The organism is Paenibacillus sp. FSL H8-0315 (assembly GCF_038005365.1).
Taxonomy (GTDB): Bacteria; Bacillota; Bacilli; order Paenibacillales; family Paenibacillaceae; genus Paenibacillus_AQ; species Paenibacillus_AQ odorifer.
In genome coordinates this window covers 951,263-974,668 of record NZ_JBBOTA010000001.1, presented here as the reverse complement: position 1 = coordinate 974,668, position 23,406 = coordinate 951,263, and the positions used below count along the sequence as shown (strand labels likewise).

General features: G+C 41.4%; 24 protein-coding genes. 18 read left to right on the top strand and 6 right to left on the bottom strand.

What is annotated here, in order from left to right; translation table 11 throughout:
* Positions 1-246: 246 nt before the first annotated feature.
* Positions 247-1,242: an HAAS signaling domain-containing protein gene (locus tag MHB56_RS04215; protein WP_341143309.1), complete on the bottom strand. Its 996-nt coding sequence runs from the start codon at positions 1,240-1,242 to the stop codon at positions 247-249.
* On the bottom strand, positions 1,229-1,576 hold the full coding sequence (locus MHB56_RS04210; protein WP_076129886.1) for a PadR family transcriptional regulator: 348 nt from the start codon (positions 1,574-1,576) through the stop codon (positions 1,229-1,231). The genes MHB56_RS04215 and MHB56_RS04210 overlap by 14 nt, the downstream gene beginning before the upstream one ends.
* A gap of 364 nt (positions 1,577-1,940) precedes the next feature.
* Here MHB56_RS04210 and MHB56_RS04205 point away from each other — a divergent pair, with 364 nt between their 5' ends.
* The 8 genes from MHB56_RS04205 to MHB56_RS04170 all read left to right on the top strand — a co-directional run bounded on the left by MHB56_RS04205 (position 1,941) and on the right by MHB56_RS04170 (position 8,871).
* Entirely contained in the window at positions 1,941-2,135 is a 195-nt protein-coding gene (locus tag MHB56_RS04205; RefSeq protein WP_076276080.1) for a hypothetical protein, read from the top strand.
* A 12-nt stretch (positions 2,136-2,147) separates the two neighbouring features.
* Positions 2,148-2,843 carry a response regulator transcription factor gene (locus MHB56_RS04200; protein ID WP_076281473.1) on the top strand — a complete coding sequence of 232 codons (696 nt, stop codon included), beginning with the start codon at positions 2,148-2,150 and terminating at the stop codon, positions 2,841-2,843.
* A 1-nt stretch (position 2,844) separates the two neighbouring features.
* The gene (locus MHB56_RS04195) at positions 2,845-4,185 is read left to right on the top strand and encodes a sensor histidine kinase (protein ID WP_341143308.1); all 1,341 of its coding nucleotides are present in this window, start codon (positions 2,845-2,847) and stop codon (positions 4,183-4,185) included.
* A 98-nt stretch (positions 4,186-4,283) separates the two neighbouring features.
* Complete coding sequence (locus tag MHB56_RS04190) at positions 4,284-4,997, top strand: CPBP family intramembrane glutamic endopeptidase (protein WP_341143307.1); 714 nt, start codon at positions 4,284-4,286, stop codon at positions 4,995-4,997.
* An 80-nt stretch (positions 4,998-5,077) separates the two neighbouring features.
* Complete coding sequence (locus MHB56_RS04185; RefSeq protein WP_076219998.1) at positions 5,078-5,545, top strand: MarR family winged helix-turn-helix transcriptional regulator; 468 nt, start codon at positions 5,078-5,080, stop codon at positions 5,543-5,545.
* 87 nt (positions 5,546-5,632) lie between these two features.
* Complete coding sequence (locus tag MHB56_RS04180) at positions 5,633-6,604, top strand: ring-cleaving dioxygenase (protein WP_341143306.1); 972 nt, start codon at positions 5,633-5,635, stop codon at positions 6,602-6,604.
* A 26-nt stretch (positions 6,605-6,630) separates the two neighbouring features.
* Positions 6,631-7,692, top strand: coding sequence for an LLM class flavin-dependent oxidoreductase (locus tag MHB56_RS04175; protein ID WP_341143305.1), 1,062 nt, complete (start codon positions 6,631-6,633; stop codon positions 7,690-7,692).
* Positions 7,693-7,782: 90 nt separating this feature from the next.
* Entirely contained in the window at positions 7,783-8,871 is a 1,089-nt protein-coding gene (locus MHB56_RS04170; RefSeq protein ID WP_341143304.1) for a winged helix DNA-binding domain-containing protein, read from the top strand.
* A 404-nt stretch (positions 8,872-9,275) separates the two neighbouring features.
* Here MHB56_RS04170 and baiCD read toward each other — a convergent pair whose 3' ends face one another.
* A complete protein-coding gene (gene baiCD / locus MHB56_RS04165; RefSeq protein WP_341143303.1) occupies positions 9,276-11,201 on the bottom strand; it encodes a bile acid Fe-S flavoenzyme BaiCD in 1,926 nt (641 codons plus the stop codon).
* Positions 11,202-11,382: 181 nt separating this feature from the next.
* Between baiCD and MHB56_RS04160 the strand changes: the two genes are divergently transcribed.
* Both MHB56_RS04160 and MHB56_RS04155 read left to right on the top strand, forming a co-directional pair.
* A complete protein-coding gene (locus tag MHB56_RS04160) occupies positions 11,383-11,904 on the top strand; it encodes a PadR family transcriptional regulator (RefSeq protein WP_036688994.1) in 522 nt (173 codons plus the stop codon).
* Positions 11,905-12,116: 212 nt separating this feature from the next.
* Positions 12,117-12,326, top strand: coding sequence for a hypothetical protein (locus MHB56_RS04155; protein ID WP_341143302.1), 210 nt, complete (start codon positions 12,117-12,119; stop codon positions 12,324-12,326).
* Between the two features lie 121 nt (positions 12,327-12,447).
* Here MHB56_RS04155 and MHB56_RS04150 read toward each other — a convergent pair whose 3' ends face one another.
* Both MHB56_RS04150 and MHB56_RS04145 read right to left on the bottom strand, forming a co-directional pair.
* On the bottom strand, positions 12,448-13,716 hold the full coding sequence (locus MHB56_RS04150; protein ID WP_341143301.1) for an alkaline phosphatase: 1,269 nt from the start codon (positions 13,714-13,716) through the stop codon (positions 12,448-12,450).
* Between the two features lie 127 nt (positions 13,717-13,843).
* Positions 13,844-14,452, bottom strand: a complete 609-nt coding sequence (locus tag MHB56_RS04145; protein ID WP_341143300.1) for a methyltransferase family protein — start codon at positions 14,450-14,452, stop codon at positions 13,844-13,846.
* Positions 14,453-14,559: 107 nt separating this feature from the next.
* Here MHB56_RS04145 and MHB56_RS04140 point away from each other — a divergent pair, with 107 nt between their 5' ends.
* Positions 14,560-15,090 carry a hypothetical protein gene (locus tag MHB56_RS04140; RefSeq protein WP_341143299.1) on the top strand — a complete coding sequence of 177 codons (531 nt, stop codon included), beginning with the start codon at positions 14,560-14,562 and terminating at the stop codon, positions 15,088-15,090.
* Here the strand turns inward: MHB56_RS04140 and MHB56_RS04135 are convergent.
* Complete coding sequence (locus tag MHB56_RS04135; RefSeq protein WP_076129875.1) at positions 15,060-15,608, bottom strand: MepB family protein; 549 nt, start codon at positions 15,606-15,608, stop codon at positions 15,060-15,062. The two genes, MHB56_RS04140 and MHB56_RS04135, sit on opposite strands and share 31 nt — an antisense overlap.
* A 256-nt stretch (positions 15,609-15,864) precedes the next feature.
* On the opposite strand from MHB56_RS04135, the gene MHB56_RS04130 reads away from it, so the two are divergent.
* The 7 genes from MHB56_RS04130 to MHB56_RS04100 all read left to right on the top strand — a co-directional run bounded on the left by MHB56_RS04130 (position 15,865) and on the right by MHB56_RS04100 (position 23,378).
* Positions 15,865-16,053, top strand: coding sequence for a cysteine-rich CWC family protein (locus MHB56_RS04130; RefSeq protein WP_076310487.1), 189 nt, complete (start codon positions 15,865-15,867; stop codon positions 16,051-16,053).
* Positions 16,054-16,138: 85 nt separating this feature from the next.
* Complete coding sequence (locus MHB56_RS04125) at positions 16,139-16,708, top strand: 5' nucleotidase, NT5C type (protein ID WP_341143298.1); 570 nt, start codon at positions 16,139-16,141, stop codon at positions 16,706-16,708.
* Between the two features lie 218 nt (positions 16,709-16,926).
* The gene (locus tag MHB56_RS04120; protein ID WP_341143297.1) at positions 16,927-18,627 is read left to right on the top strand and encodes a molecular chaperone HscC; all 1,701 of its coding nucleotides are present in this window, start codon (positions 16,927-16,929) and stop codon (positions 18,625-18,627) included.
* Positions 18,624-20,108: a J domain-containing protein gene (locus MHB56_RS04115; RefSeq protein ID WP_341143296.1), complete on the top strand. Its 1,485-nt coding sequence runs from the start codon at positions 18,624-18,626 to the stop codon at positions 20,106-20,108. The genes MHB56_RS04120 and MHB56_RS04115 overlap by 4 nt, the downstream gene beginning before the upstream one ends.
* Before the next feature lie 16 nt (positions 20,109-20,124).
* Entirely contained in the window at positions 20,125-20,802 is a 678-nt protein-coding gene (locus tag MHB56_RS04110; protein ID WP_339168663.1) for a DUF1266 domain-containing protein, read from the top strand.
* A gap of 662 nt (positions 20,803-21,464) precedes the next feature.
* Complete coding sequence (locus MHB56_RS04105; protein WP_341143295.1) at positions 21,465-22,088, top strand: TetR/AcrR family transcriptional regulator; 624 nt, start codon at positions 21,465-21,467, stop codon at positions 22,086-22,088.
* Positions 22,089-22,130: 42 nt separating this feature from the next.
* Positions 22,131-23,378 carry an MFS transporter gene (locus MHB56_RS04100; RefSeq protein WP_341143294.1) on the top strand — a complete coding sequence of 416 codons (1,248 nt, stop codon included), beginning with the start codon at positions 22,131-22,133 and terminating at the stop codon, positions 23,376-23,378.
* Positions 23,379-23,406: the final 28 nt, after the last annotated feature.

The window sequence follows — 23,406 nt, the reverse complement described above, 5'->3', positions numbered from 1 at the left end:
GGACCGCATAGCCGCTATTGCCTTGAAACACCCCCGATATGGAGCTGATTCTAGGGAATAGCGTCATTGGAGTCCGAAGCCCTGTTCCAAAGGCAGAAAATGTGCAAATAACGTCATCTGGGTCCGCAACTCTCAGAGGGGGGTGACAATGTTGAAGTTGTTGAAGCATTTGAAGCAGGCATTCAACGAGTCAGAAAACAAAGCGGCGATTCTCCAAATAACAGGAGAATCGCCGTTCTGTGAATACTAAAGGCGAGCCTTGCGGAAGCCCTCATATATATTGAGGACCGCGACTAAAATCAAGATTGCTATTCCTCCACCTACTAGTCCCGTTTCAAATTGGTTAGCTGTAGTGTTTAATAAATTAGACATGTAATTAATAAATTCTTGGTTAAATACACTCGGATTTATAAGGATAACAGCGAATACAATAAGTACAATGAGCTCAAGGACCGTATTACATAATGCTAATTCTCTAGTCCATTGTCTCTTGATTAATTTATATATAGTTAACGCGACTTCTAATCCGATCACAATAAGAATAATAGGCCAATAATCAAGTAATACATGCTGATTAAAAGCTGGGGCCACGAAGTTAAATGCGCCTTCACCGCCTCTATAGACTCTGATCAGGTGTTCAGCATTAAAATAAACAGTAGCCCAAATGGCAGTCCACAGTAAACTTCCGAACACTTCGAAGCTTGTAATTGCTTTTTTCTTATGGACAAGCGCGATATCCTTCAAATCATCAGGAGTCCATTTCCTTAATTTTGTAGTAAGAGGATGACCTTCCTTTCCTTTATCCGCCCGTTCGATAATAGCGAACACAACAGTTATCCAGAAAAAGACTTGGATGCCTACTTCAAGGAAGGTTCCAATTCCTGTACTTATAACTGCAGTAACAATATCCGCAACTGTTTTATCGCCGCTGTAGCCAATCAAGTAATCAGCAACCAGAGCGATTAAAGAAACAACTACAGCGATGGGTATAATCATTTTTAATAACGTAACATATAAATCGAAATAGCGTGGGCCGATGAGATACATGGGCTGATCGCGGTACTCACTAGCTAAAATAGCTGGATTGCCCAATTTTGCAAGGACGGCTTTTACCTCTTTTTCGTCATAATCATCCGGTAACATATCCTCGATGGTTGAGCGTAATTCTAATGCGATGTCTTCCCGATTTTGTTCTGGTAACCTCCGAGTAACTTCATGAATGTAAATCTCAATCAGCTTCATGGTCATCCTCCCCTTGTAATAGGCCGTAGAGTTCTTTCGAATTCTTAAGCCATTCTTCCTTTAGCTGTAAAAAAATCTCTACGCCATAGTCACTTAGAACATAATACTTACGGGGTCTGCTCTCGGATGTGTCCCAGCTGCTCGTCACTAATTCCTGTTTCTCTAATCGGCGAAGTAATGGATATAGGGTGCTTTGATCGATGATGATGCTGGATTCCTCCAACAATTGAACGAGCGAATATCCATACTGGGGCGTTCGTAATTGACTTAAAACGGCTAGCGTTAACGTACCTCTTCTAAGCTCTGTGATTAAAGAATTTAATAAAGTACTCATTCACCCACCTCATTATTTAAAATATAAGGATTTATAATCTCTTATAAATTGTTCTTATATTTTTGGTTTAGACGCTTGCTGTCCTTAAGAGGACGTCGAAGTCGTTTATACTTACTATGTGTCATACAGTATTCGATCTATACTATGCATCATACACTATTGTTGTTCCAACATCAATTGAATAAAATAATCTTCTGAGAAATAAATAAGAAAATTTTTCTATTTTGTGAAGCAGTTTGATTAAAAGGAGGTCGTGAAATGATTCCATTTTTTAGTGACATCCTGAATGCTTCTACATGGGAGGTAGTTGAACCGGTTCATAAGGGCTGAGAGTTATTGTTGAGAACGGAGGAGATTTCCCATTATGATCAGAAAAAACGGGAGTATGATCATTACGAAGTCGAGGAACTTGGAATTATTGATTTTAATAGATTTGATTATGGTGATCCATGGGTATTTTAATCATGATGTTCCAGATGTATTCTTTAGGCTTTATATACCGAAGTGGTATTGGCAAGTTATACTGAGTGAAAAGACTCAGCTATTTGAGAATAGTTAGGGGAATTAAGCGATGAATATACTGATTGCTGAAGATGAAACTGATATAAGAAAACTAGTGAAAATACATTTAGAAGATCGATCCTATCGAGTATTCGAAGCCAAGGATGGCATTGAGGCTTTAGAGGTTGTTAATCAACATGAAATAAATCTTGCCATTCTGGATATTGTAATGCCCAGGCTTGATGGGCTTAATCTGCTGCGACGGATAAGAGAGAAAAGCCATATTCCGGTTATCTTGTTAACTGCCCGCGGTGAAGAAATTGATAAGATAGTGGGCTTAGGCCTTGGAGCAGACGATTATATGGTGAAGCCATTTAGTGCTTCAGAGCTTGTGGCTAGGGTTGAGGCGCAGCTGAGACGAAGAAATGTATACGATCTTAGCCAATCGATAACTGAAGAAACAATCCAACATAGAGAATTGAAGCTGAATTTAAAGGAATGTATGTTGTACATAAATGAAAGTCCAGTTCTTCTAAATGCCAAGGAATATAAGGTGTTACAATGTCTGATGCAGAGTCCTAATCAAATTTTTACGCCCAAAAAGTTATATGCAGCGGCGTGGGAAGAAGATTTCTATAGTGATAATAATACGATTATGGTTACCATCAGCCGTCTAAGGAATAAGATCGAACGGGACCCACACCATCCCGAATATATCGTTACAGTGCGTGGACTAGGTTACAAATTCTACAACCCAGGTAAATAAGATGAGAAAACAAAATATATCCTATCAATTGTTAAAAAACTATATCGCGATCTTTCTTATAACAACGGTTATAACGATATTGGTGATTGTTGCTTTGTTTTGCATGAACAGGCTGGGATCTAAGGACATTATTTATAATCAGTTAACGGCTGCTAAGCTTATGCAAAATGACTATCAAAGAATTGACACTAGTGTTGTTAATGATGTTGGGGGCAGTTTACAGGTTGTGAATTCCAATTACGAAGTCATACATTCCATTGGCAACAATCCATTTACGTCCAAGCAGATTAGTGTCAAAGAATTTACGGATTTTCTAATGAATACTGGCGCTAACAAAGATATGATCACTGTTGAATATAATGAGCAGGAACAATTTTGGCTGATCGTCTCTTTACCTATACAAGTGAAAATGACAGGCAGTTTCCATTGGAATTCAGATTCACCTATGCAGGATCATACCCTTCAAATGCTTGGGTTTATTGGGTTAGGTTATTTGTTGATTCTGATTCTAAGCACGATGATTTATGCGAGAATTACGGCGGTTAGTTTCATTAAACCCTTAGACCAGTTGTCCGCTGCTGTTGAAAAAATTAAGAATGGGGATTATTCAGCAAGAGTGCAGGTAGGCGGGAATCGGGAGTTTAGTCAACTGGAGCAGGCTTTTAATCATATGGCAGAAGTGATTCAGATCCAGACCTCGTTAAAAGAACAGAGTGAAAACAATCGAAAAAATCTAATATTGGATATATCCCATGATTTAAAAAATCCATTAACAAGTATTATGGGTTACGCAGAGCTTGAACTAAAAGAACAGGTGAGCGGTCGGATAGAACATTTGGAATTTGCCAAAATAATATACGAAAATAGTATCCGTGCCAATGTATTGATTCAGGATTTGTTTGAATTATCGAGAATGGAAAGTCCCGAATTCCGCTTGGATGTTACAACAGATGATTTCTCAGAATATTTGAGAGAAGAAATGATACATATGTTGCCCGAGCTTGAGGCTGCGGGTCTGATCCCTGATTTTGTAATCGAGCCAGAAGAAATAATTCTACAGTTTGATAAAAAAAGAATGAATCGAGTATTCTCAAACCTGCTTTATAATGCCATCGCTTATCAGGAGCAAGGTTCTACGTTTCAAGCTGTGCTGGAAAAGATGAATGATGGAGCCAAGCTTACTTTTATTAATTACGGCCAACCATCAGCCTTGAACCCGGCAGGTTCTGGATTAGGGTTACTCATTGTTCGAAAAATAATAGCTGCTCATGGAGGGACTGTTCAGCTGAATACGCAAGATAACCAGTTTGAAATTATAATTGAGCTGAACCGGCAAATTTAAGGTCTATGTAAGATTACATTAAGTCGTATGAAATTTCCCAATGCTAAAATGGTTGATATTCAGTCTATTAACAATTTTACTTGGGGGATTAGATTATAATGATTGATGAAAAATTAAGTAAAAGGCAATTGATCTTGGGCATTATATTAGCAGTAATGTACTTTTTAGGAATGTTCTCCATTCTCTTGCTCAGGCCGGTTATGGGAATTCTTAACCATGTTTTTATTTGGCAGCCAGAACAACAAAATCGAATGGCCTTAATGTTGAATAGTCTGATCTACATAGGAGTGATTATAGGTTTTAGGAGATTCTATAAACAAGCTATTCATGATTTCAGACAATACTGGGTCCGTAATATGTTATGGATGGTTTGGGGACTTTGTTTGATTATTATCATCGGAAGTATGTTGATCCCCACACTAATTTCCATTTTTCATCCTATTACAAAGTCTGTTAATGAGGTGGATTTACGGGCAATGTTGTCCTCGTATCCATTTATTTTTACAGTGAACGTGGTATGGATTGGCCCCGTGATTGAAGAATTAGTATATCGGGTTACCATTTATAGAACGATCCGCAGGAAAAGTCGTCTTCTGGCTTATCTGATATCCTCCTTTTTATTTGGCTTCCAGCATGTCTATAGAGCCGTGGTGTTCCAGAGCAACTATAACGAAATGTGGAATATCTTCTCCTATATGGCTGCTGGATTAATCTTTGCCTACCTATATGAGAAAAGAAAAAATATATTAGTGCCTATAGGCGCGCACATGTTTAGTAATGGTTTATCTGTGCTTCTCTATTTCTTAAGTTAATACGAAACTTGACTTCATATCAGATTACTAGTAAACTGATAATCAAGTAGATCCAATTCCAAAGTAATGGATGTGGCATAATGCGAGACAATGGATTCACTGAAGACAACAAACTAAGCTTATTGATCTGGCTGCGGCTGGTAAGAGTTTATGACAATAGTAACGATCTTTCCAATGAGTTCTTGAAGCAGTTTGATTTAACGGTTAGCCAGTTTGATGCGTTAGTACAAATACTATTACATCAGCCTGTGACACAGATGGAAATGGCCGAGCATTTAACCATTACTAAAGGTGGAGTATCACATATGCTTGGCAGATTAGAAAAAGAAGGATGGATTGAACGCAAGCAGGATTGGAAGGTGAAGTATATTTCTTTAACTGAAAAGGGCCAGGCGCTTATCGAGAAGGTGCTTCCTTTGCAATCGGATTTCCAAGCTTCGTTATTCGATCCACTGACGGACGACGAGAAGAAAGTATTTTACAGCATGCTTAAGAAGATTCACCGCCATAGCCTGAATGAGAATCGAATTCCACAAGGAGTTCAGTAGTATTGTAAAAGCTTTATTCTGAATAAAGCTTCCTTTTTTCAGCATCAGTTTACTAGTAAACCATAATCATATTAGGAGGAAATTAAAATGAGCCAACCACAAATAACCGGACAACATCATGTATCAATGATTACTAAAGACGCTAAACAAAACCTATGGTTTTATACAGAAGTACTGGGACTAAGACTTGTCAAAAAAACCGTAAATCAGGACGATCCAACCATGTACCATTTATTCTATGGCAACTCTAATGGCGCTCCAGGCACCGAGGTATCCTTTTTTGAAATGCCGAATGCAGGCCAGACCCGGAAAGGAACGAACAGTATTTCTGCAATCTCTCTTCTCGTTCCTAGCGATGAGGCTTTAGTATATTGGGCTAGCAGATTAGATACATTTGAAGTCGCTCATGAAGCTATCGTAAGTATAGAGGAGCGCAATTCGCTTACTTTTCAGGATAGTGATGAATTAACGGTTCATCTGGTTTCCGCAGAAAAAGATAATGTGACTCAGCTGGTAGAACCTTGGATTACTGATGATATTCCACCACAATATGCCATTGTTGGATTGGGTCCCGTTGAATTGACTGTCCGTGAGGCTAGCCGTACAAAGGCTGTTTTGGAGGATATTTTAGGCTATACACAAGTTCGTCGAGTTCCATCCATGGGTGATTCGAAGGTTATGGTGGATATTTATGAAACAGCTAAAGGCGGCTTGTACACTGAACTTCAGCTCAAAGAAGTTAATGATCAAGACCGGGAAAGACCGGGAAGAGGGAGTGTCCATCATGTGGCTATAAGAGTGAAGGATCTGGAAGAATTAACCGCATGGGCTGCTAAAATCACAGCTGCAGGGTTCAAGAACACAGGGGTCATTGATCGTTATTACTTCCATTCCTTGTATTTCCGTGATCCGAACCATATTCTTTTCGAGCTTGCTACAGATGGTCCAGGGTTTGAGATTGATGAATCTTTTGACACATTGGGCGAGGATTTGACCTTGCCTTCTTTTCTGGAAGAACGCCGGGAAGAGATTGCATCGAAGCTTCATCCTATCCAATAATACAGCTAAGAAAGTAGGACATCATCATGATGGAACAATATAGAATCGACGAGAATAAGGGTTTAGAAATAGGTTTATACACTTTAGGTGATCATGTTGCAGATGCCTTAACAGGTAAACCAATCAGTGAACGACAACGGATTCAAGAGATCATTGCTGCCGCCAAATTAGCAGAGGATGCTGGATTAGATGTATTTGGAGTGGGGGAGAGTCATCAGGCGAAATTTATTACTTCAGCAGCATCGGTCGTACTTGGAGCTATAGCAAACGCAACGGAACAAATCAAACTCATCAGTTCAGCGACTGTATTGAGCACAGCGGATCCTGTACGTGTACATGAAGAATTTTCGACATTGGATTTGTTATCCGGAGGCAGAGCAGAGATTGTTGCTGGACGTGGATCACGATTAGGAGCTTATGAACTGTTCGGATATGACGTGAGGGATTATGAAGAATTGTTCGAAGAGAAGATTGAATTGCTTATGAAAATAAATAACGAAAAAAGAATTACCTGGGAAGGGCAATTCCGTCCTGCTCTGAATGATATGGAGATTTTTCCGAAGCCTCTGAATGGTAAACTGCCTATCTGGCGAGCGGTTGGTGGACCTCCGGCAAGTGCAGTTAAGGCAGGAAGAATGGGCATCCCGATGATGCTGGCTGTTCTAGGTGGACCTGCTTCAGCGTTCAAGACCTCTGTGAATATGTATCGTCAGGTTGCCGCACAATCAGGTTTTAATCCGGCTGAGCTGCCGGTGGGTACAACCACCCTTTTATATATCGATAAAGATTCACAGCAAGCGTTCCGTAACTATTACCCTTATTTAAATCACATGATGAAAGAGCTTCGTGGATCAGCGTACCCTAAAGACCAATTTGCTGAAGCCATGAGTGTGAGAAATGCGCTGCTCGTAGGCAGCCCACAACAGGTTATTGAAAAAATCCTTTATCAACATGAGCTGTACGGACACAATCGTTTTCTGGCTCAGATTGATATTGGTGGTTTACCTTATGCTCAGGTTGAGCAAATCATTGATTTGTTGGGATCGGTAGTCGCACCAGCCGTAAGACGGGCCACAGCTAAGAAATAAGAAAAACTATGAGATTGGAAAAAATTATATTAAAATTATTCCAATAAGGTTAAACGATGGTTTGAGAAGGATCACTTAAGGAGGCAAAGTGTGACGAATAAAATGATAGCTGCGCAACGTTTATATAACCAGAAGATCGTTGATTCCAAGCTAATCAAGCCCGAACAGGTCGTTAAAGAATTAGGGGCAGTACAGGCGCAGGATTACATGCAGGCGATGTGGGCGATCGGGTTACGTATTCCATCTTCGAGTTTAGCTGATATAGAGCGTGCTATCGCTGATCGCAAGATGATTCTGAATTGGACGCTGCGAGGTACGCTTCATTTTGTCCCACCGGAAGATGTAAAGTGGATGCATCAGCTATCTGTGCCGCGTTTAGCAGGACAAACAAAGCGGCGGAATGCAGAGCTTGGGCTAGATGATCAGACACTAGAACGTTGTAGACATATTATAGTTAATGCTTTACAAGGTGGAAAGCAGCTAGATCGTGCTCTTTTACTTCAGCTAATAGAAGAAGAAGGTATTCACACAGGGAACCAGCGTGGTTATCATATGTTGTGGAATGTTGCGTACCAAGGGTTGATTTGTTTCGGACCGATGAATGGTAAGCAGCAAACGATTGTTTTGTTAGAGGAATGGGTGCCACAGTTTCGAGAACTTTCTTACGATGAGTCATTGTATGAACTCGCTCGGAGATATTTCACCGGACATGGTTTAGCAACTGTTCAAGATTTTGCTTGGTGGGCAGGCATAACCCTTACCGATGCTAGAAGAGGTCTGGAAGCGGCCAAAAGTCAACTGCAATCAGAGGTTATTGATGGCAGTGAGTATTGGATGTCTGCTGATCGGCTAGAGCCAGCTGCTGAGGACTCCGGCGTTCATCTGGTTCCGGGTTTTGATGAGTACATTCTGGGTTATAAAGACCGAAGTGCCGTTCTAGAGCCCGACGTTGCTCCTTTGATAGTTCCGGGCAATAATGGTGTTTTTCTTCCGACGATTGTTGTGGAGGGTCAGGTGGTGGGTACATGGAAAAGAACCCTAAAGACAAAGGGGATTGAGATTATGATCCATCCTTTTGCCGATCTGGGCGATACGGAAAAGTTGGTACTTAAAGAAGCTGACCGATATGCGGCATTTATTGGGCTGCCGATACTCAAAATGAATGTGAGTGGTCATTGAGATGAGTATTTTACTATTCTCACCATTCTGATCATTCTCACCATTTTCATCTTTCTTACCATACTTTTGTGTGCTTCTTTCTCGCTAACGGACACCGTTGCACTTATTAGCACCTAAATGCTGATTTGCTAAGCTTTTCGGACTCCAATGCAGTTATTCCCGTCGCAGCACCTCTTTTGACCCCTATTTTTGCGGAATAGCGGCATCTAGGTCCGATAGATTCGTAAAAAGGCTATTTTTAGCTCAATAGCGTCTCCTGAGTCCGAACGGCATAATGGGTGAAGGGTGAAGGATTAAATGGATACCGATTACCGAATAACATTTCACGAATGCACTCTGAGTAAAAAATAACCCGGCAGGGCGGACCTGCCGGGTTATTTTCATGAAGCATATAGTTAGCTTAATTAGATTCGTCTAGCTAATTCAGCGCCTTCCCAAATCGCATTCAGCGCTCTACGCGCTTGCACCGCATCGCCAATTACATGATAAGGGATGGAGCTTTCCTCCAAGAAGTCCTGAAGGGGTTGTTTGTTGAGGGCGCGTGAACCTACAGCAATTACTACATAATCAGCAGGTAGGCTGTGACGTTCGCCGTCTTTTTCAACAATTACGCTATCCCCTTGAATCGCCATACATTTGCTGTTGGTCATTAATTCAACGCCATGTCCATATAGACTTTCCATGACACAGATTTTACGCAGAAGCCCTAGATCATTAGCAACATCAGCTTGCATTTCAACTACAGTGATTTGATGTCCGCGCTCTACAAGCAGTTCTGCGACCTCAAGCCCCACTAAACCACCGCCGATAATAACGACTCTTCCTTCTGGATGAACCGTTCCCCATAACACATCATGTGAATTGACCACATGTGAACTGTCGATGCCTTCCACAGGCGGAATAATAGGAGAAGATCCGATTGCAAGAATGACCTCATCTGGAGCAATTTCCTGGATTAATTCAGGTGTAACCTCTGTATTCATTCGAATGTCTACACCTTCACGTTTAGCGGTTTCTCCCATATTCAGAGCGGCTGCAGCCATTTCCTCTTTACGTGGTGCGGCACCGGCAATATAAAGCTGTCCGCCCAGAATGTCATTTTTTTCGCATAATATTGGATGATGCCCACGTCGTTTCAGGGTGACAGCTGCTTCTAATCCGCCAGGGCCACCACCAGCAATAAGTACTTTTTTGGGGATACCCGTTTGCTGCAATTCATATTCACTTTCACGACCGGTTGCAGGATTAAACACACAGCTGATAAATGGAACATTAGGATTCACGAATCCATCGAAGCAGCCTTGGTCGCAACCCACACATTTAACGATCGTGTCTGCACGTCCGGCTAAAGCTTTATTGCAGAATTCCGGATCTGCCAGCTGCGCACGCCCAATGGCTACAAAATCAGCCAAACCCTCCGCAATAATCCGGTCTGCAATTGCTGGATCATTAATACGGCCTACGGCAATAACAGGGATGTTAACCACAGATTTAATTTGTGCTGCGTTATCTACATTGAAGCCTACAGGTAAATCGATCGGCGGAACTTCATATTTAATCGCAGCGCCAGCAGGGACCCCACGAGATACATTAATAGCATCAATTCCAGCTTCTTCAGCGAGCTTTGAGAAGAGCTTCATATCTTCCAGCGTAAGTCCGCCCGGTAGATCCTCAATCGCAGAGATTCTCATCAAGATAGGGAACCCAGGTCCAACCGCTTTCCGGATAGCCCGGATACAAGCCAGCGGGAAGCGGCAGCGATTCTCCCAAGAACCGCCGTACTCATCCTGACGAAAATTCATTGCAGGACTTAGAAATTGTTGGGGCAAATAACCATGGCCGGCATGGAATTCCACACTGTCAAATCCGGCTTTCTTCGCACGTAATGCTGTATCTGCGTAAGCTTGAACCATCTCGCCGACTTCATGATGCGCAAGTTCACGTGGTATATGAGTCACGCCTTCAAACGGAACAGGTGAAGAGGAGACCTGAATTAGGTTGGGAGTTACTTTACCTCCATGCCATAACTGTAGACAGCTTTTGCCTCCTGCCTCTCGAATAGCTAATGCTAATTGAGCCATACCTGGAATGAATTTATCATCATAAAGGGCAGGAGCATCATCGGAGGCCGCCGTTGGGTGAATAGTTGTTACTTCTACAGTATTTAAGCCGTTGCCGCCTATAGCTCGTGCTACATGGTAATCAATCAGACGATCACTGACGTATCCACCCGGCGCATTCATTTTCGTGCCCATCGCTGGTAAAATGACCCGGTTCTTAAGCTCCATATTTCCGATTGTGCCCTTGCTAAATAAATGTGTGAATTCCATATGATAACTTCCTCTCTACATATAGGTTGAAAATAAATAGGTTATTTTAACCTATATTAGCGAAAGAACAGGGTGGAAGTATGTGCAAAAAATCACGAGTGATTTGGCAGGAATGTAGTAATTGAGGTAATATAAGAAAATGATGAACCGGATACGTATTCCGGAAGCCCGGAGGATGATTATGGATATTGAAGTTTTGATTCTGGCCCAATTAATGAAAGGGGCCAAACATGGTTATGAAATTAAAAAAAACATTATTTTTGTAATGGGCAATGATAAAATCGTAAACAATAACTCGCTTTATCCAAAGCTGAAATTATTTGAAAAGCGAAAATGGGTAATCAAAAAAACGGAAATTCAGGAACGCCGGCCTAAACGTTATGTATATTCTATAACTACTGAGGGTGAGGAGCGGTTTAACACCTGCTTAACAGAATTTACGCTGGAGACTATTCGAATTGATAATGAATGGTCTATTCGTCTTGCTTATTATGAGCTTTTGGATCAGGAGACACGTAGAAGATTGCTTGATTACAGAGAGACTTATATGAACGAAAAGCTGGACCATTTACAGCAGTTATCCAAAGTAGTTGGCAATAGTGAGGATATGGATTACTCTGAGGAGCTCTATTTTTACACCCGAAGTATGGTTTTACGAGAGATCGAGTTAATTAAGGAGCTGTCACGTAAATTAGAAGCATAAGGAAACCGTTGGATTAGCTATAAAAATAGAATTTTATAAACACACCTCGCTGTAATCGTTAATTAACGGTATATTTGTAAAATCGATTCATAGTTTAGCTTTAGGTTTTCCGCTTGTGATTGATATCATCATCTTTATTTTGGGTTTGATCATATTGGGAATCGAATATTTCACATCAGATTAGTTGAACAATGGGAAGAAGGGGTGTCTTCTTGAAAAGAATATACATCGCAGTCCTAAGTTTTATACTTCTGCTTGTATTAACCATTTGTGATCGTGAGGAAGTCAGCAGCACGGCGATGCCAGAGAGAACCATTCATATGGATGGAAAAGTGATTCAATCTCAAACCCTCTCCAGAGAGGTGGGCATAGAACTGGATGATGAGAGTGGCAACGATCAGAGGATTTCATCTGACAGGTAAATGGGCGGATCAGACTAAGGATATCATTTTTGTTGTGCGAACAGATGCTAAGTAAATACTGTATTTTAAAATAAAAAAGACTACCCAGAAAAAAATCTGGCTAGTCTTTTATTGTTCGCCTTTATTTTTTGGCTTTAAAACCTGATGCTTGCATAAGCTTGGTGAATACTTCGGTGTTTTCGTAGATTCCAGTAAATAATTGTGCATTTTTGCCCATAGCTGTAATTGGAATATCAACCGCAGTATGGCCTGAGGTCGTCCAGTCCACTACAAAATTGTGTTTGGAATTGGCGATGGCGAATGGACCGTCTTCTTTGGATATGCCGTCACCGGACTCATCATCTGCGTCAACTGCTTCAATAGAAAATCCGCCGGTCTCATGGTCGGCAAGCACTAGAACCAGTGTATCTGGATTCTTTTTGGCGAAGTCTTTGGCTACTTGCACGGATTTGTCCAGTTCTTGACCTGATTTAATCGTCATTTTAGCGTTGTTTTGATGTGCAAATTCGTCAGTGCCTTCTTCTTCCACCATAAGGAAAAATCCTTTTTTATTTGTTGCTAGCGTATTTATAGCTTTCTTAGTCATCTCGGGCAGCGATACCACCGGATTATAAATATCTCCTTCACCCTCAGGCTTTTGCTGGAACATTTCCTCGTTTGCGAATATTCCAAGCAGCTTGCCGTCTTTTTCTTTTTGCATATCCGCTTTGTTCGTTACATAGGTGTAGCCCAACTGTTTAGCTTTATCCACAAGGTTACCTTGCGTTCCTTTGCTTTTTTCTGAAGGATCTTCAGCGGGTTCATCTGGGAATTTGCCGGGATTGCCTGCCGGGTACCAGAAATCCTCACCCCCACCGAGCAGAACATCAACCTTGCTCTTTGTCAGAAGCTGAAGAGCGATATCACTTTGCTTTGAGCGGTCTTCAACGTGAGCACCAAATGCGGCGCCAGTCGCGTCTGTAATCTGACTAGTGGTAACGACACCAGTTGATTTCCCGGCATCTTTAGCATATTCCATAATGGTCTTAACACTTTTTTTATCGGCATCCATTCCGATAGCACCATTATAAGTCTTCACACCGCTGGCATAAGCAGAAGCAGAAGCAGCCGAATCTGTAACAGGGACAGTGGAGCTTGTATGAATTAATCCAACGTATGGCATGGAATCCATTGCTAGATTTCCTTTTTCACCTACGGTGGCAAGCCGGATGGCATCACGCTGAGCAGCACCCATTCCGTCTCCAATAAACAGAATTACATTTCTTGTGTTCGAAGATGCTGCGTCTGCTTGATTAGGTGCATTTGTAGTGACTATGCTGGATACAAAAAGAGCAGTTGCCGCTGTCGCTACAATTGCTGTTCTGACGCCATACTTTTTCGGTGATTTCATAATTTCCCTCCTAATGTATGTTTACAGTCTCATATTATAGTAGTTACATTAAGAGAATGTTTTCTGGACTTGTAAAAAATGTAAAATGATATAGTGAATATAAATTATCGGAGCTTGATAAAAGATTTTAAAATAAAAAATATCTGGGTGTATTATTGGCATATTGGATATATTCATCTCCGAATACGGACATTAAATGTTGCTCTTCTTGAAGAATTAGTAAATGAATCGCGGCAATGTTAAGAATGAATATTAGGAGTGTTAATAGATTGGGGTATATCAGATACAATCCCAAAAACATGAGATCAAACCCGACAAATGCAGCGTTTCTACTATATTTATAAATACCGTGTGTGATGAGTTTGGTTACAGTAGTCTTATCAATCCCAACTCTCCATGAAGTGCGCATAGCAATCATAGCTTGAATGAAAATGGAACATCCGAGGGCAGCTACACCAACACCGCTAAAGTGAATTACAGGAATATCAAACGTTTTGTCTACAAGTGTAACCATAAAGGACTCTGCTACGGAAAAAACAAACCATGCTGCGCCCCATAAAAAAGTAGAGGTTTTTACCAATAGCTCGGTATAATGGATCTTAGATAGTTTAGCGCCTTTAGCCAGAACGTTTCCTTTAATGTGGTTTTTCTTGTAAAGTATAAGGAGCTTTAATAGATAAGAAATTAGGAAGATGCAGAAAAGAAGTAGAGATAGGATATTTTTAAGATCGCTCATTTTAATTTCCTCCTCACTAATACATATGAATGATTGCTCATATGTTTGTTTATATCTTATTTCCTAATATTGTACATGTCAACTAATTATTGATTTAGGGGGATATCGTGAAAATAAGAGTATACAAAAAACGGTGGCTATGGGTGTTGGTTATCGCGGTTATTGTACTTGCAGGTACTGTAATCGGTATGCTGGTTACGCAAACTGGGCTTGCAACCTTTACTTCCAATGCTTATGGAGTCTCTTTGAAGTATCCAACGGAATGGGTCGTAGATTCAGCAGATGATAAGAAGGGTCAGGGGGAGGATGGTTTTTTTCAATTATCCGCTATGTCTGGAGAGGGACAATCAATAGATGAAGTTGCTGAAATCGTTGCCTCCCATCAGCTGAAGCCTTATGGCTCCAATCCGCAAATTACTGAACTGACATTAGAGAGGTTGAAAGAGGAAGAGAAGGCAAAGTTGATTATGCCTTCTGCTGACCAAGGGGAGGAATGGAATCATCAAGCGGCGCTTATAATTAAATATCCCGAAGCGGTGAAAATAGGAGATGATGTATACTATTATTTTATTTTGCAGGGCGATACGGAACATGTGGAGGAGATAGGTCAGACCGTAAGATTTACGGGTAAACCGTAAAGTGCTTGCGCACGAAGGTAGTCTACGGGTTTATTTGCAGGGATATCCAAGAAATATTCCGACTGCCATGTTTGCGTTTTTTGAGCTTGGCGACTCGTGGGAATGTCCCAAGGCGGGTAGACTCGAAAAGCTCTTTTTCCACCTTCACCTTTATCAGATAGAATATCTTGTTCTCTTAGGACAGCTTTTGGAAAAATAAATTGGCCAAAGTGATTCCCATTTCGTGTACTTATAACGAAGAGATCAGCAGGATCTGAGATGTCATAGGGTTGGATGGGATGATCTCCAATTCGCTCCCATAGTGTCACAAATTGCCCGACTTTAGTGGGTGTGATTTTAGCCACCCGGAATCTAATGGCCAGTGCATTTAAGGTAAAGATATATGCTCCGTATTCTGCATTTTGCGGTTCAAGAATTGGGTCGGAGCAATCAAACCTGCAAGGATTATATACTTCTTCCATGGTAGCAAGTAAGTCACTATGTAGGGTATCTAAAAAGCTCAGCTTCTTATCATTCATCTGTTATTCTCCCATTTGAGTTCGTAATGTTCACTATCTTAATGCAAGTGAACCGAGTTCACAAGTGTAGGAATAATAGAGAAATTGAACTTATACTAAACTTGGAATCTTCAGAAGTGGTTATGGCGGAAACCTATTCGGGGAGTTGTTTGTTTTACTTACTGACGTTTTGTCATTTGTTGGATTTATTTTATTGATATGGTTTTCCAAAGAAAAATAGTTTGTGATTTTTGGGGGAGTAGAAATTTTGGATACGATGAACATACTGGTTGAAGAACGCCATTGTCCTTTATGTAAAGAATTGAATCGTTGTGGCGCTGAAGGCGGTGACTGTTGGTGTTTCCATACAGAAATTCCACTCGAATTGCAAGAACAGATCCCGGAAGAACTGAGAGGGAAAGCTTGTATCTGCCAAAAATGCGTAGAAGCATTTAATAAACATTAACCGGGATTTTAATTAACTCTCGACGAAAACCGTAATTTCATTGTATATAATTAAAGTGTAATCTAAAAAAATAATGGAGGCGCAGATGAGGAAGCCAATAATTGCAGTAGATATGGATGATACAATTTGCCATCTAGTTAAGCGAGCCATATACCATAATAATAATGATTTTCCCACGCATCTGCTGCGGTATGAGGAAATGCTTGATTGGAATACGGATCATTTACGTCATCCGGATTGTACACAAGAGATTTTCTATGGGCGGCCCGGTCTGTATGAAGAGCTTGAACTGTTTGACGAACATGTCGTAGGAGAAATGGAGAAGCTGCATAACGCTTATGATGTAATTATAGTTACGGCAGCCCAACCCCAGTCGGTAGTGGAAAAATGGAACTGGCTGCAGAAGCATATGCCGTTTATTCCGATTGAAAATTTCTTTACCTGTAAGCGGAAAAATCTTATTAACTACGATCTATTGATCGATGACGGGGTGCATAACCTGGTTCCGGCATTGCAGGAGGGAAGAAAAGTGCTTTGTATTCCGCATCCATGGAATTTGCGGGCCCGTGAACTATATGCTTTTCCATTATTGACCTCATGGGAAGGTGCAAAAGAGAAGATAGATCAGATGTTAGGACGTTCAGAGAACGAATGAGACTGTTTTTTATAGATGATGTACAGAAAAATATTCTCCGCCAAAAAATGAAGGTATTCCATCAGCCATTGTGGCTTTTGAGATACCTTTTTTATGTCTATTGCAGAAGTGCAATTTCATTATTATGCTCTGGATGTAAATATGTTGAATTAGTGACATTTCGATTCTTGGACTCTTTTCTTTGTATATTATTGTATATAAAAGGAGTGGAGATAGTAGTGAGAACAATCGGAATTGATTTAGGAACGACCTATAGTCTAGCTGCTTATTGGGACGGCAGTCAGGCTGTAATTATTCCCAATGTACTCGGGGAGCATGTAACACCCTCGATTGTTAGTGTAGATGCAGGGGGAGAAGTATTAGTTGGAAGAATCGCACAGGAAAGACTGATTACACATCCACAGTTAACCGCCTCGACTTTTAAGCGCTTTATGGGATCAGCAAAGAAATACACGCTAGGTACGATGACTTTTACTCCTGAAGAGTTATCTTCTTTTGTTCTGCGGTCACTGAAAGAGGATGCGGAAAATCATCTAGGTGAGTCCGTAACGAAAGCTATAATCAGTGTTCCGGCTTATTTCAATGATGTTCAGCGGAAAGCAACTAAGAAAGCAGCTGAGCTGGCTGGTTTACAAGTAGAGCGGCTTATTAGTGAACCTACGGCGGCAGCACTCGCTTATGGCCTGCATCAGAATCAGGAGACTTCATTTCTTGTTTTTGATTTGGGTGGAGGAACCTTTGATGTGTCTATCCTGGAGCTTTTCGAAGGGGTAATGGATGTTAAGTCGATTGCCGGAGATAACTATCTAGGCGGGGAAGATTTCACAGAGATACTAGTGGCCTATTTTATCCAAAAGAATAAGCTGGACGCGGAATCGTTAACACCAATAACGAGGTCGATGTTGTATAAGCAGGCTGAACAGAGTAAACGAATTCTTGGTACAGAGTCTGCTGCGACTATGCGGATAGTTATTAAGAAGGAAGAATACGTGCTGACTATAGAACGCTCAGAGCTTGAGCAATTGGTACAACCGTTACTAATACGTCTAAGACAGCCGATAGAAAGAGCATTGCGTGATGCTTCTCTGCAGCCTTCCGATCTGGATGGGATTGTGATGATTGGGGGTGCGACTAAAATGCCTCTGATTAAGCAAATTATCAGCCGTATGTTCGGGAAAATGCCTTATGCGAATATCAGCCCAGATGAGACCGTCGCACTGGGAGCTGCGGTTCAGGTAGCTCTGAAGCAGCGTGATCAAGCGCTGGATGAAATGATTTTGACGGACGTTTGCCCCTATACATTAGGAACCAGTGTTTTGCGTAGAGGTTCAAGCGGACAAACGTCATCTGGACATTACTTTCCGATCATTGAACGTAACACTCCGATTCCTGTTAGCCGGGTAGAACGTCTATATACAGCCGCAGATAATCAAAAGATCATAAGTTTGGATGTGTATCAGGGGGAGAGTCCTCGCGTTGAAAATAATCTTTTCCTGGGAGAAATGGAGTTTCAGATTCCGCAAGCACCTCGGGGAGAAGAAAGTATAGATGTCAGATATACATATGATGTGAATGGGATTCTTGAGGTGGAGGTTACAACCGTTTCAACAGGTCAGAAGCATCAGATGATCATTGAGCAAAATGCTGGTGGAATGACGAAAAAGCAAATTGAAGCTCGTTTACTGGAACTACGGAGTATCAAAATTCATCCGCGTGAGCGTACCGAGAACAGGCTTCTGCTTGCTAGAGGTGAGCGTTTATATGAAGAGATGCTTGGGGACCAACGGAAATTTATCGCACAGTGTCTGAAAGTATTCGAAGATGCTTTATATACTCAGAACGAGAAAGTGATTGAAAAAGCGGCACAAGCTTTCAATGAGCAATTGGCGGAAATTGAAGGGTGGTCATACTTCACATGACAATCTGGAGTATGTTGGAGATCGAACCCACACATGAACTAGCTATCATCAAAAAGGCCTATGCCAAAAAACTGAAATCGCATCACCCCGAAGATGACCCTGAAGGATACCAGCAGCTTAGAGAAGCTTATGATACAGCTGTGAAATGGGCCCGCTCCGGGCAGCGTATAGCAAGCACTGTCCCTTCATTGGTAGGTGAGGATAAGAAAGAAATAGCAGAAGCAATATCAAAAGAAATAGAAAAAATGGTGATACAAGCAGAAAAAGTAATACGAGTAGATGAAGTTGAGGAGGAAGAAAGCGAGGAGGAAGAACAAGAAGTTGCGGAGGAAGACACCGAGGAGGAAGTAGAAGGGGCTACTACTATACCGCATGAAAACGAGTGGGCGCTGTTTCGCCCACTTCCCATTCAACTTGATGCTGATCTTCAAGAACAGCCAGCAGATATTTTTGACAGACAAATTAGGGAACTGTATGCGGATTTCTCGCGGCGGATTAAACAAGCTTCGTGGCATTCACTTTTGAATGAAGATTTCATGTGGAGTATAGAGCATCGTGATCGGCTAAGGGATAAGCTTATGTTGTTCCTTGATCAGTATCGAAATTTGCCTCATGCCGTATGGGAGGCTTTGGATTCATTTTTTCATTTTCGTGAGGACAAGGAAATATTTCTTCAACGTTATGATAATAAGTTAGTTGAGTACATACTAGGGCAGGTCGACGGAAGCATGGAAATGCGTTATGAGTGTTTCCTTTTGCAGGAGTCTCTTGAGTTTGACATAGAACACTATCTAAATCTGAGGCGATCCGCTCAATTCATGCTGATGGAGGATAAACATACTGAAGCGGGTCAACTGCTCGACGAAGCAAATAAGCTGTTTCAGAATGATCCGGATCTGCAATTATTGCGAGCTAAGAATTGTCTGGATACTGCTGATTATATGGAAGCGCTGGTGTGCTTGGACCGAGTAACCACTATGTGGCCTAACGAAAGAGACGGTTACTTATTAAGAGGGCGGCTTCTCTACTATTTGCAGCGTTATGAGGAAGCGATGAAGGATTGTGAATATTTGTTGCAAGAGGATGCTGGAAATAGAGATGTGCAATGTTTAATTCTGGAATGTAAGATTGCACGTTCTCAAATTGAGGAAGCTCTTACACAAACGGAGACTAATGAGTCTAAAAAGGACGAGTTCATTCATTTTCGTTACCTTGCGAATAAGTCCATGTTGAAGAACAAAAAACTGTATCCACAACGTCTTCGTATCTCTTCGCTCGTAACCATTGGAAAGAACATTATGGGGCCTATATTATTCTATCTATTGGTTTTCCTGAAATTAAGCTGGTTCTATATTTTGGTATATACCATATGTTATTTTTCAGTATCTGAGCTTCCCCCGCTTGTCAATGCAGTGTTCATTCTTATTTTTCTATGGAAAATCAGGAAGATTTGCAAAACAGCATACCTATTCTCGAACTAATATCAGGAGGCTCTACATGCTGAAGGAATACAATGTTAAGCAAAGAAAACGATTGGAAATGTATTTCCGCTGTCTTTCCTCTACCTGCATACGTGGTCTCTTAGGGAGATACTATGTGGTTTATGAATTTGATTTCAGTAATGTCTTCTTCAAAAGAGGATTAATCAAAAATGCTTGTGAAAGATGGAATATCGAGGATGCTAACTCCTTTCATCGCCAGATTCGCTGGCTTCTAGAAGATGGCAACCGTGCAGAATATAGATCTTTACATGCTCGTTTAGCCACACTTTCCGAAACCTCACGCAGTAAATATCTTGAGGCACATAAGGATCATGAGGATTTTGTTAATCTGAAGGTTGTTGCACAAGGTATACATCAGTTGCCTTCTGGTGACATTTCTGCTTTTGGGTTAGCTTGGGTAATTTATCTGAGCCGGATTGGTTATGTTGAAGATTATTTGAAGAAGGAAGAAGCCTGGGATTACAAAATAGAAGCCGCAAGGCAGCTACAAGAACGTTATAGCAGTTGGGCGGATTATTATATAGCCTATTCCTTGGGCAGCAAATTTTCATTAGTACAATCCGGCGGATTAGATAATCTATTTGAGACGGGATTGCAGAAGCTCATGCGAAATAGCAGCATTCTATACAGGGAAGCCGTTTGGGGGCAAAATCTGCAGCCGGAAGCCACTTAGTCCGAACTTAGGTAATTAATACCTATTGATTACCTATTGATTACCTATTGAATCCCTATCCCGTGTTGCTTAAGGACCCAGAGGACGCTATTTGCAAATTTATAGCCCTTTGAGCCGGTTTTCGGACTCTAGTGCAGCTATTCCTTGAGGAAGCGGTCTTTTGTGGTGTTTTTGATGCCAATAGGTGCTATGCGGTCCGTTAGGAATCCAAATGGGGGATAATGCAGCGTATAAGGTCAGCTGTGTCCGATATGCTGCGTCTTAAGTGTAAATGTGATCTAAGAAACGAAGTTTAGTGTTACAACGCGAGCAAAGGTTTCGCTCAACGGATCAGATCAAAGAGCAAGCTAAAAGTAAAACGCAGCAGTAAGACCAAACAGTAAACAATAAGACCAAACAGTAAACGATAAGACTAAACAGTAAATAGTAAGACTAAAACTCAACAGCAAGACCAAACAGTAAACAGTAAGACTAAAACCCAGCAGTAAAAACCCAACGGTAAAACCCAACAGTATATCCAAAAAAGAGGGAGTTCCAGCTGCTATAACGTAGCTTTTGGAATTCTCTCTTTTTGTGATGCCGGATTAATCTTGACAGGATCTAATATTTGTATATAATTGGAATAGACCGACGGTCGGTCGATAGAATGGAGGACGTTGCAGATGAGAATTTCCAAAGAAGCGGAAGAACGTAGAAATGAAATATTGGATACAGCAGAAATGCTGTTTTTTACGAAAGGGTATACCAAAACGACGGTGAATGATGTCTTGCAGGCTATAGGTATAGCGAAGGGAACCTTTTACTATTATTTTAAATCGAAGGAAGAGGTCATGGATGCTGTTGTGCTGCGATTTATTGATGCTGGTGTAGCAGCTGCTAAGCAAATTGCTGCAGATCCTAAGCTGACCGTTCATGAAAAGCTGCTGCAAATCATTATGGCACAAAAGCCGGATACGGACAGAAAAAGCCAAATGATTGAGCAGTTCCATCAGGCTGATAATGCACAGCTGCACCAGAAAAGCTTGGTGGAAACCATTTTGCGGCTAACTCCTGTTTTGACGGAGGTCATTGAGCAGGGTATAGAGGAGGGACTGTTTCACAATCCGTATCCCCGGGAGACGATGGAATTTCTATTGATCACCTCTCAATTTCTTTTTGATGAAGGGATATTCAAGTGGCAGCCTGAGGAGTTCATCCAGAAGATAAGAGCTTTTATCTATACGATGGAAATTACGCTAGGGGCGGAGAAAGGTAGCTTCGACTATGTGTTTCAAATGTTTGAGTAGGGGAGAGGGAATATTCTGAACAACAAATCCTTCGGAAATTTTATGATCATTTGGATGGGGGAGTGGATATCCAGTATTGGCAGCGGGTTGACGGCTTTCACCTTAGGGGTCTATGTGTTCCAGATGACGCAGACCGCCTCTAGTGTGGCACTTTTAACCTTATGTGCTTTTCTCCCTTCCATTGTGCTCAGTCCTTTTGGCGGCGTGTTAGCGGATCGGTTTGATCGGCGATTGATGATGATAGCAGGGGATTTGTTGTCTGCTTTTGGACTTATATATGTTCTCATCATCATGCTGCTGGGTGAACCTCATTTATGGCAGATTTGTCTGGGCGTGACGTTTAGTTCGATTTTTGTATCCTTGCTTGAACCTGCCTACAAAGCTACCATTACAGATTTATTAACAGAGGAGCAATTTGCCAAGGCTAGTGGTTTAGTTCAGCTTGCTGCGTCCTCAAAATATCTTCTTTCCCCTATCCTTGCCGGGATTTTGCTTAGCTTTATGGATATAAAAACTATCCTGCTTATAGATATCTCAACCTTTCTAGTTACAGTTCTTGCAGTGATGGCTGTTCGCAGGAATCTACAGACTGAACACAGAGTTCCAACGAATCAGTCGTTTGTAAAAGATTTGAAGGAGGGCTGGGATGCTCTTATTTACACGAAAGGTGTACTGCAGCTTACGATCATTTTGTCTGTCGTTACTTTTTATGTGGGTTTTCTCCAAACCTTATATACGCCTATGCTTCTACCCTTTACGGATACGAAAACTCTAGGCACGGTATTGTCTGTAAGTGCTATAGGGATGTTGATCGGCAGTCTGATTATTGGAGTTTTTAGCATCGATCGTAAATATATCAAAGTATTAGCGCTCGGCCTAGGATTCGCCGGACTGTTTTTTTCTTTGGTGGGTCTGACCACGAATGTTGCTTTTATTACAGCTGCTGGCTTTTTATTTTTTGCAACGTTGCCTTTTGTTAATACCAGTGCTGACGTTATGATTCGCAACCATATCCCAAATGACACACAGGGGCGGGCATGGGGGATCATTGGCATTTTATCACAACTCGGTTATGTGGCTGCGTATGCTTTTGCTGGCATATTGGCTGATCAAGTGTTTAATCCTCTTTTACGAGAGGGAGGTCTACTTGCTTCATCAGTAGGTAAGGTGATAGGCACTGGGGAAGGACGGGGAATCGGTTTATTATTTATCATCTCTGGTTTGCTCATCATTATTATGGCATTTGTGATCCCCAGAATGAAATCAATTCGCTGCCTTGAACGTGAATAATTGAATGAATTAGAGAGGAGAAGGCCCG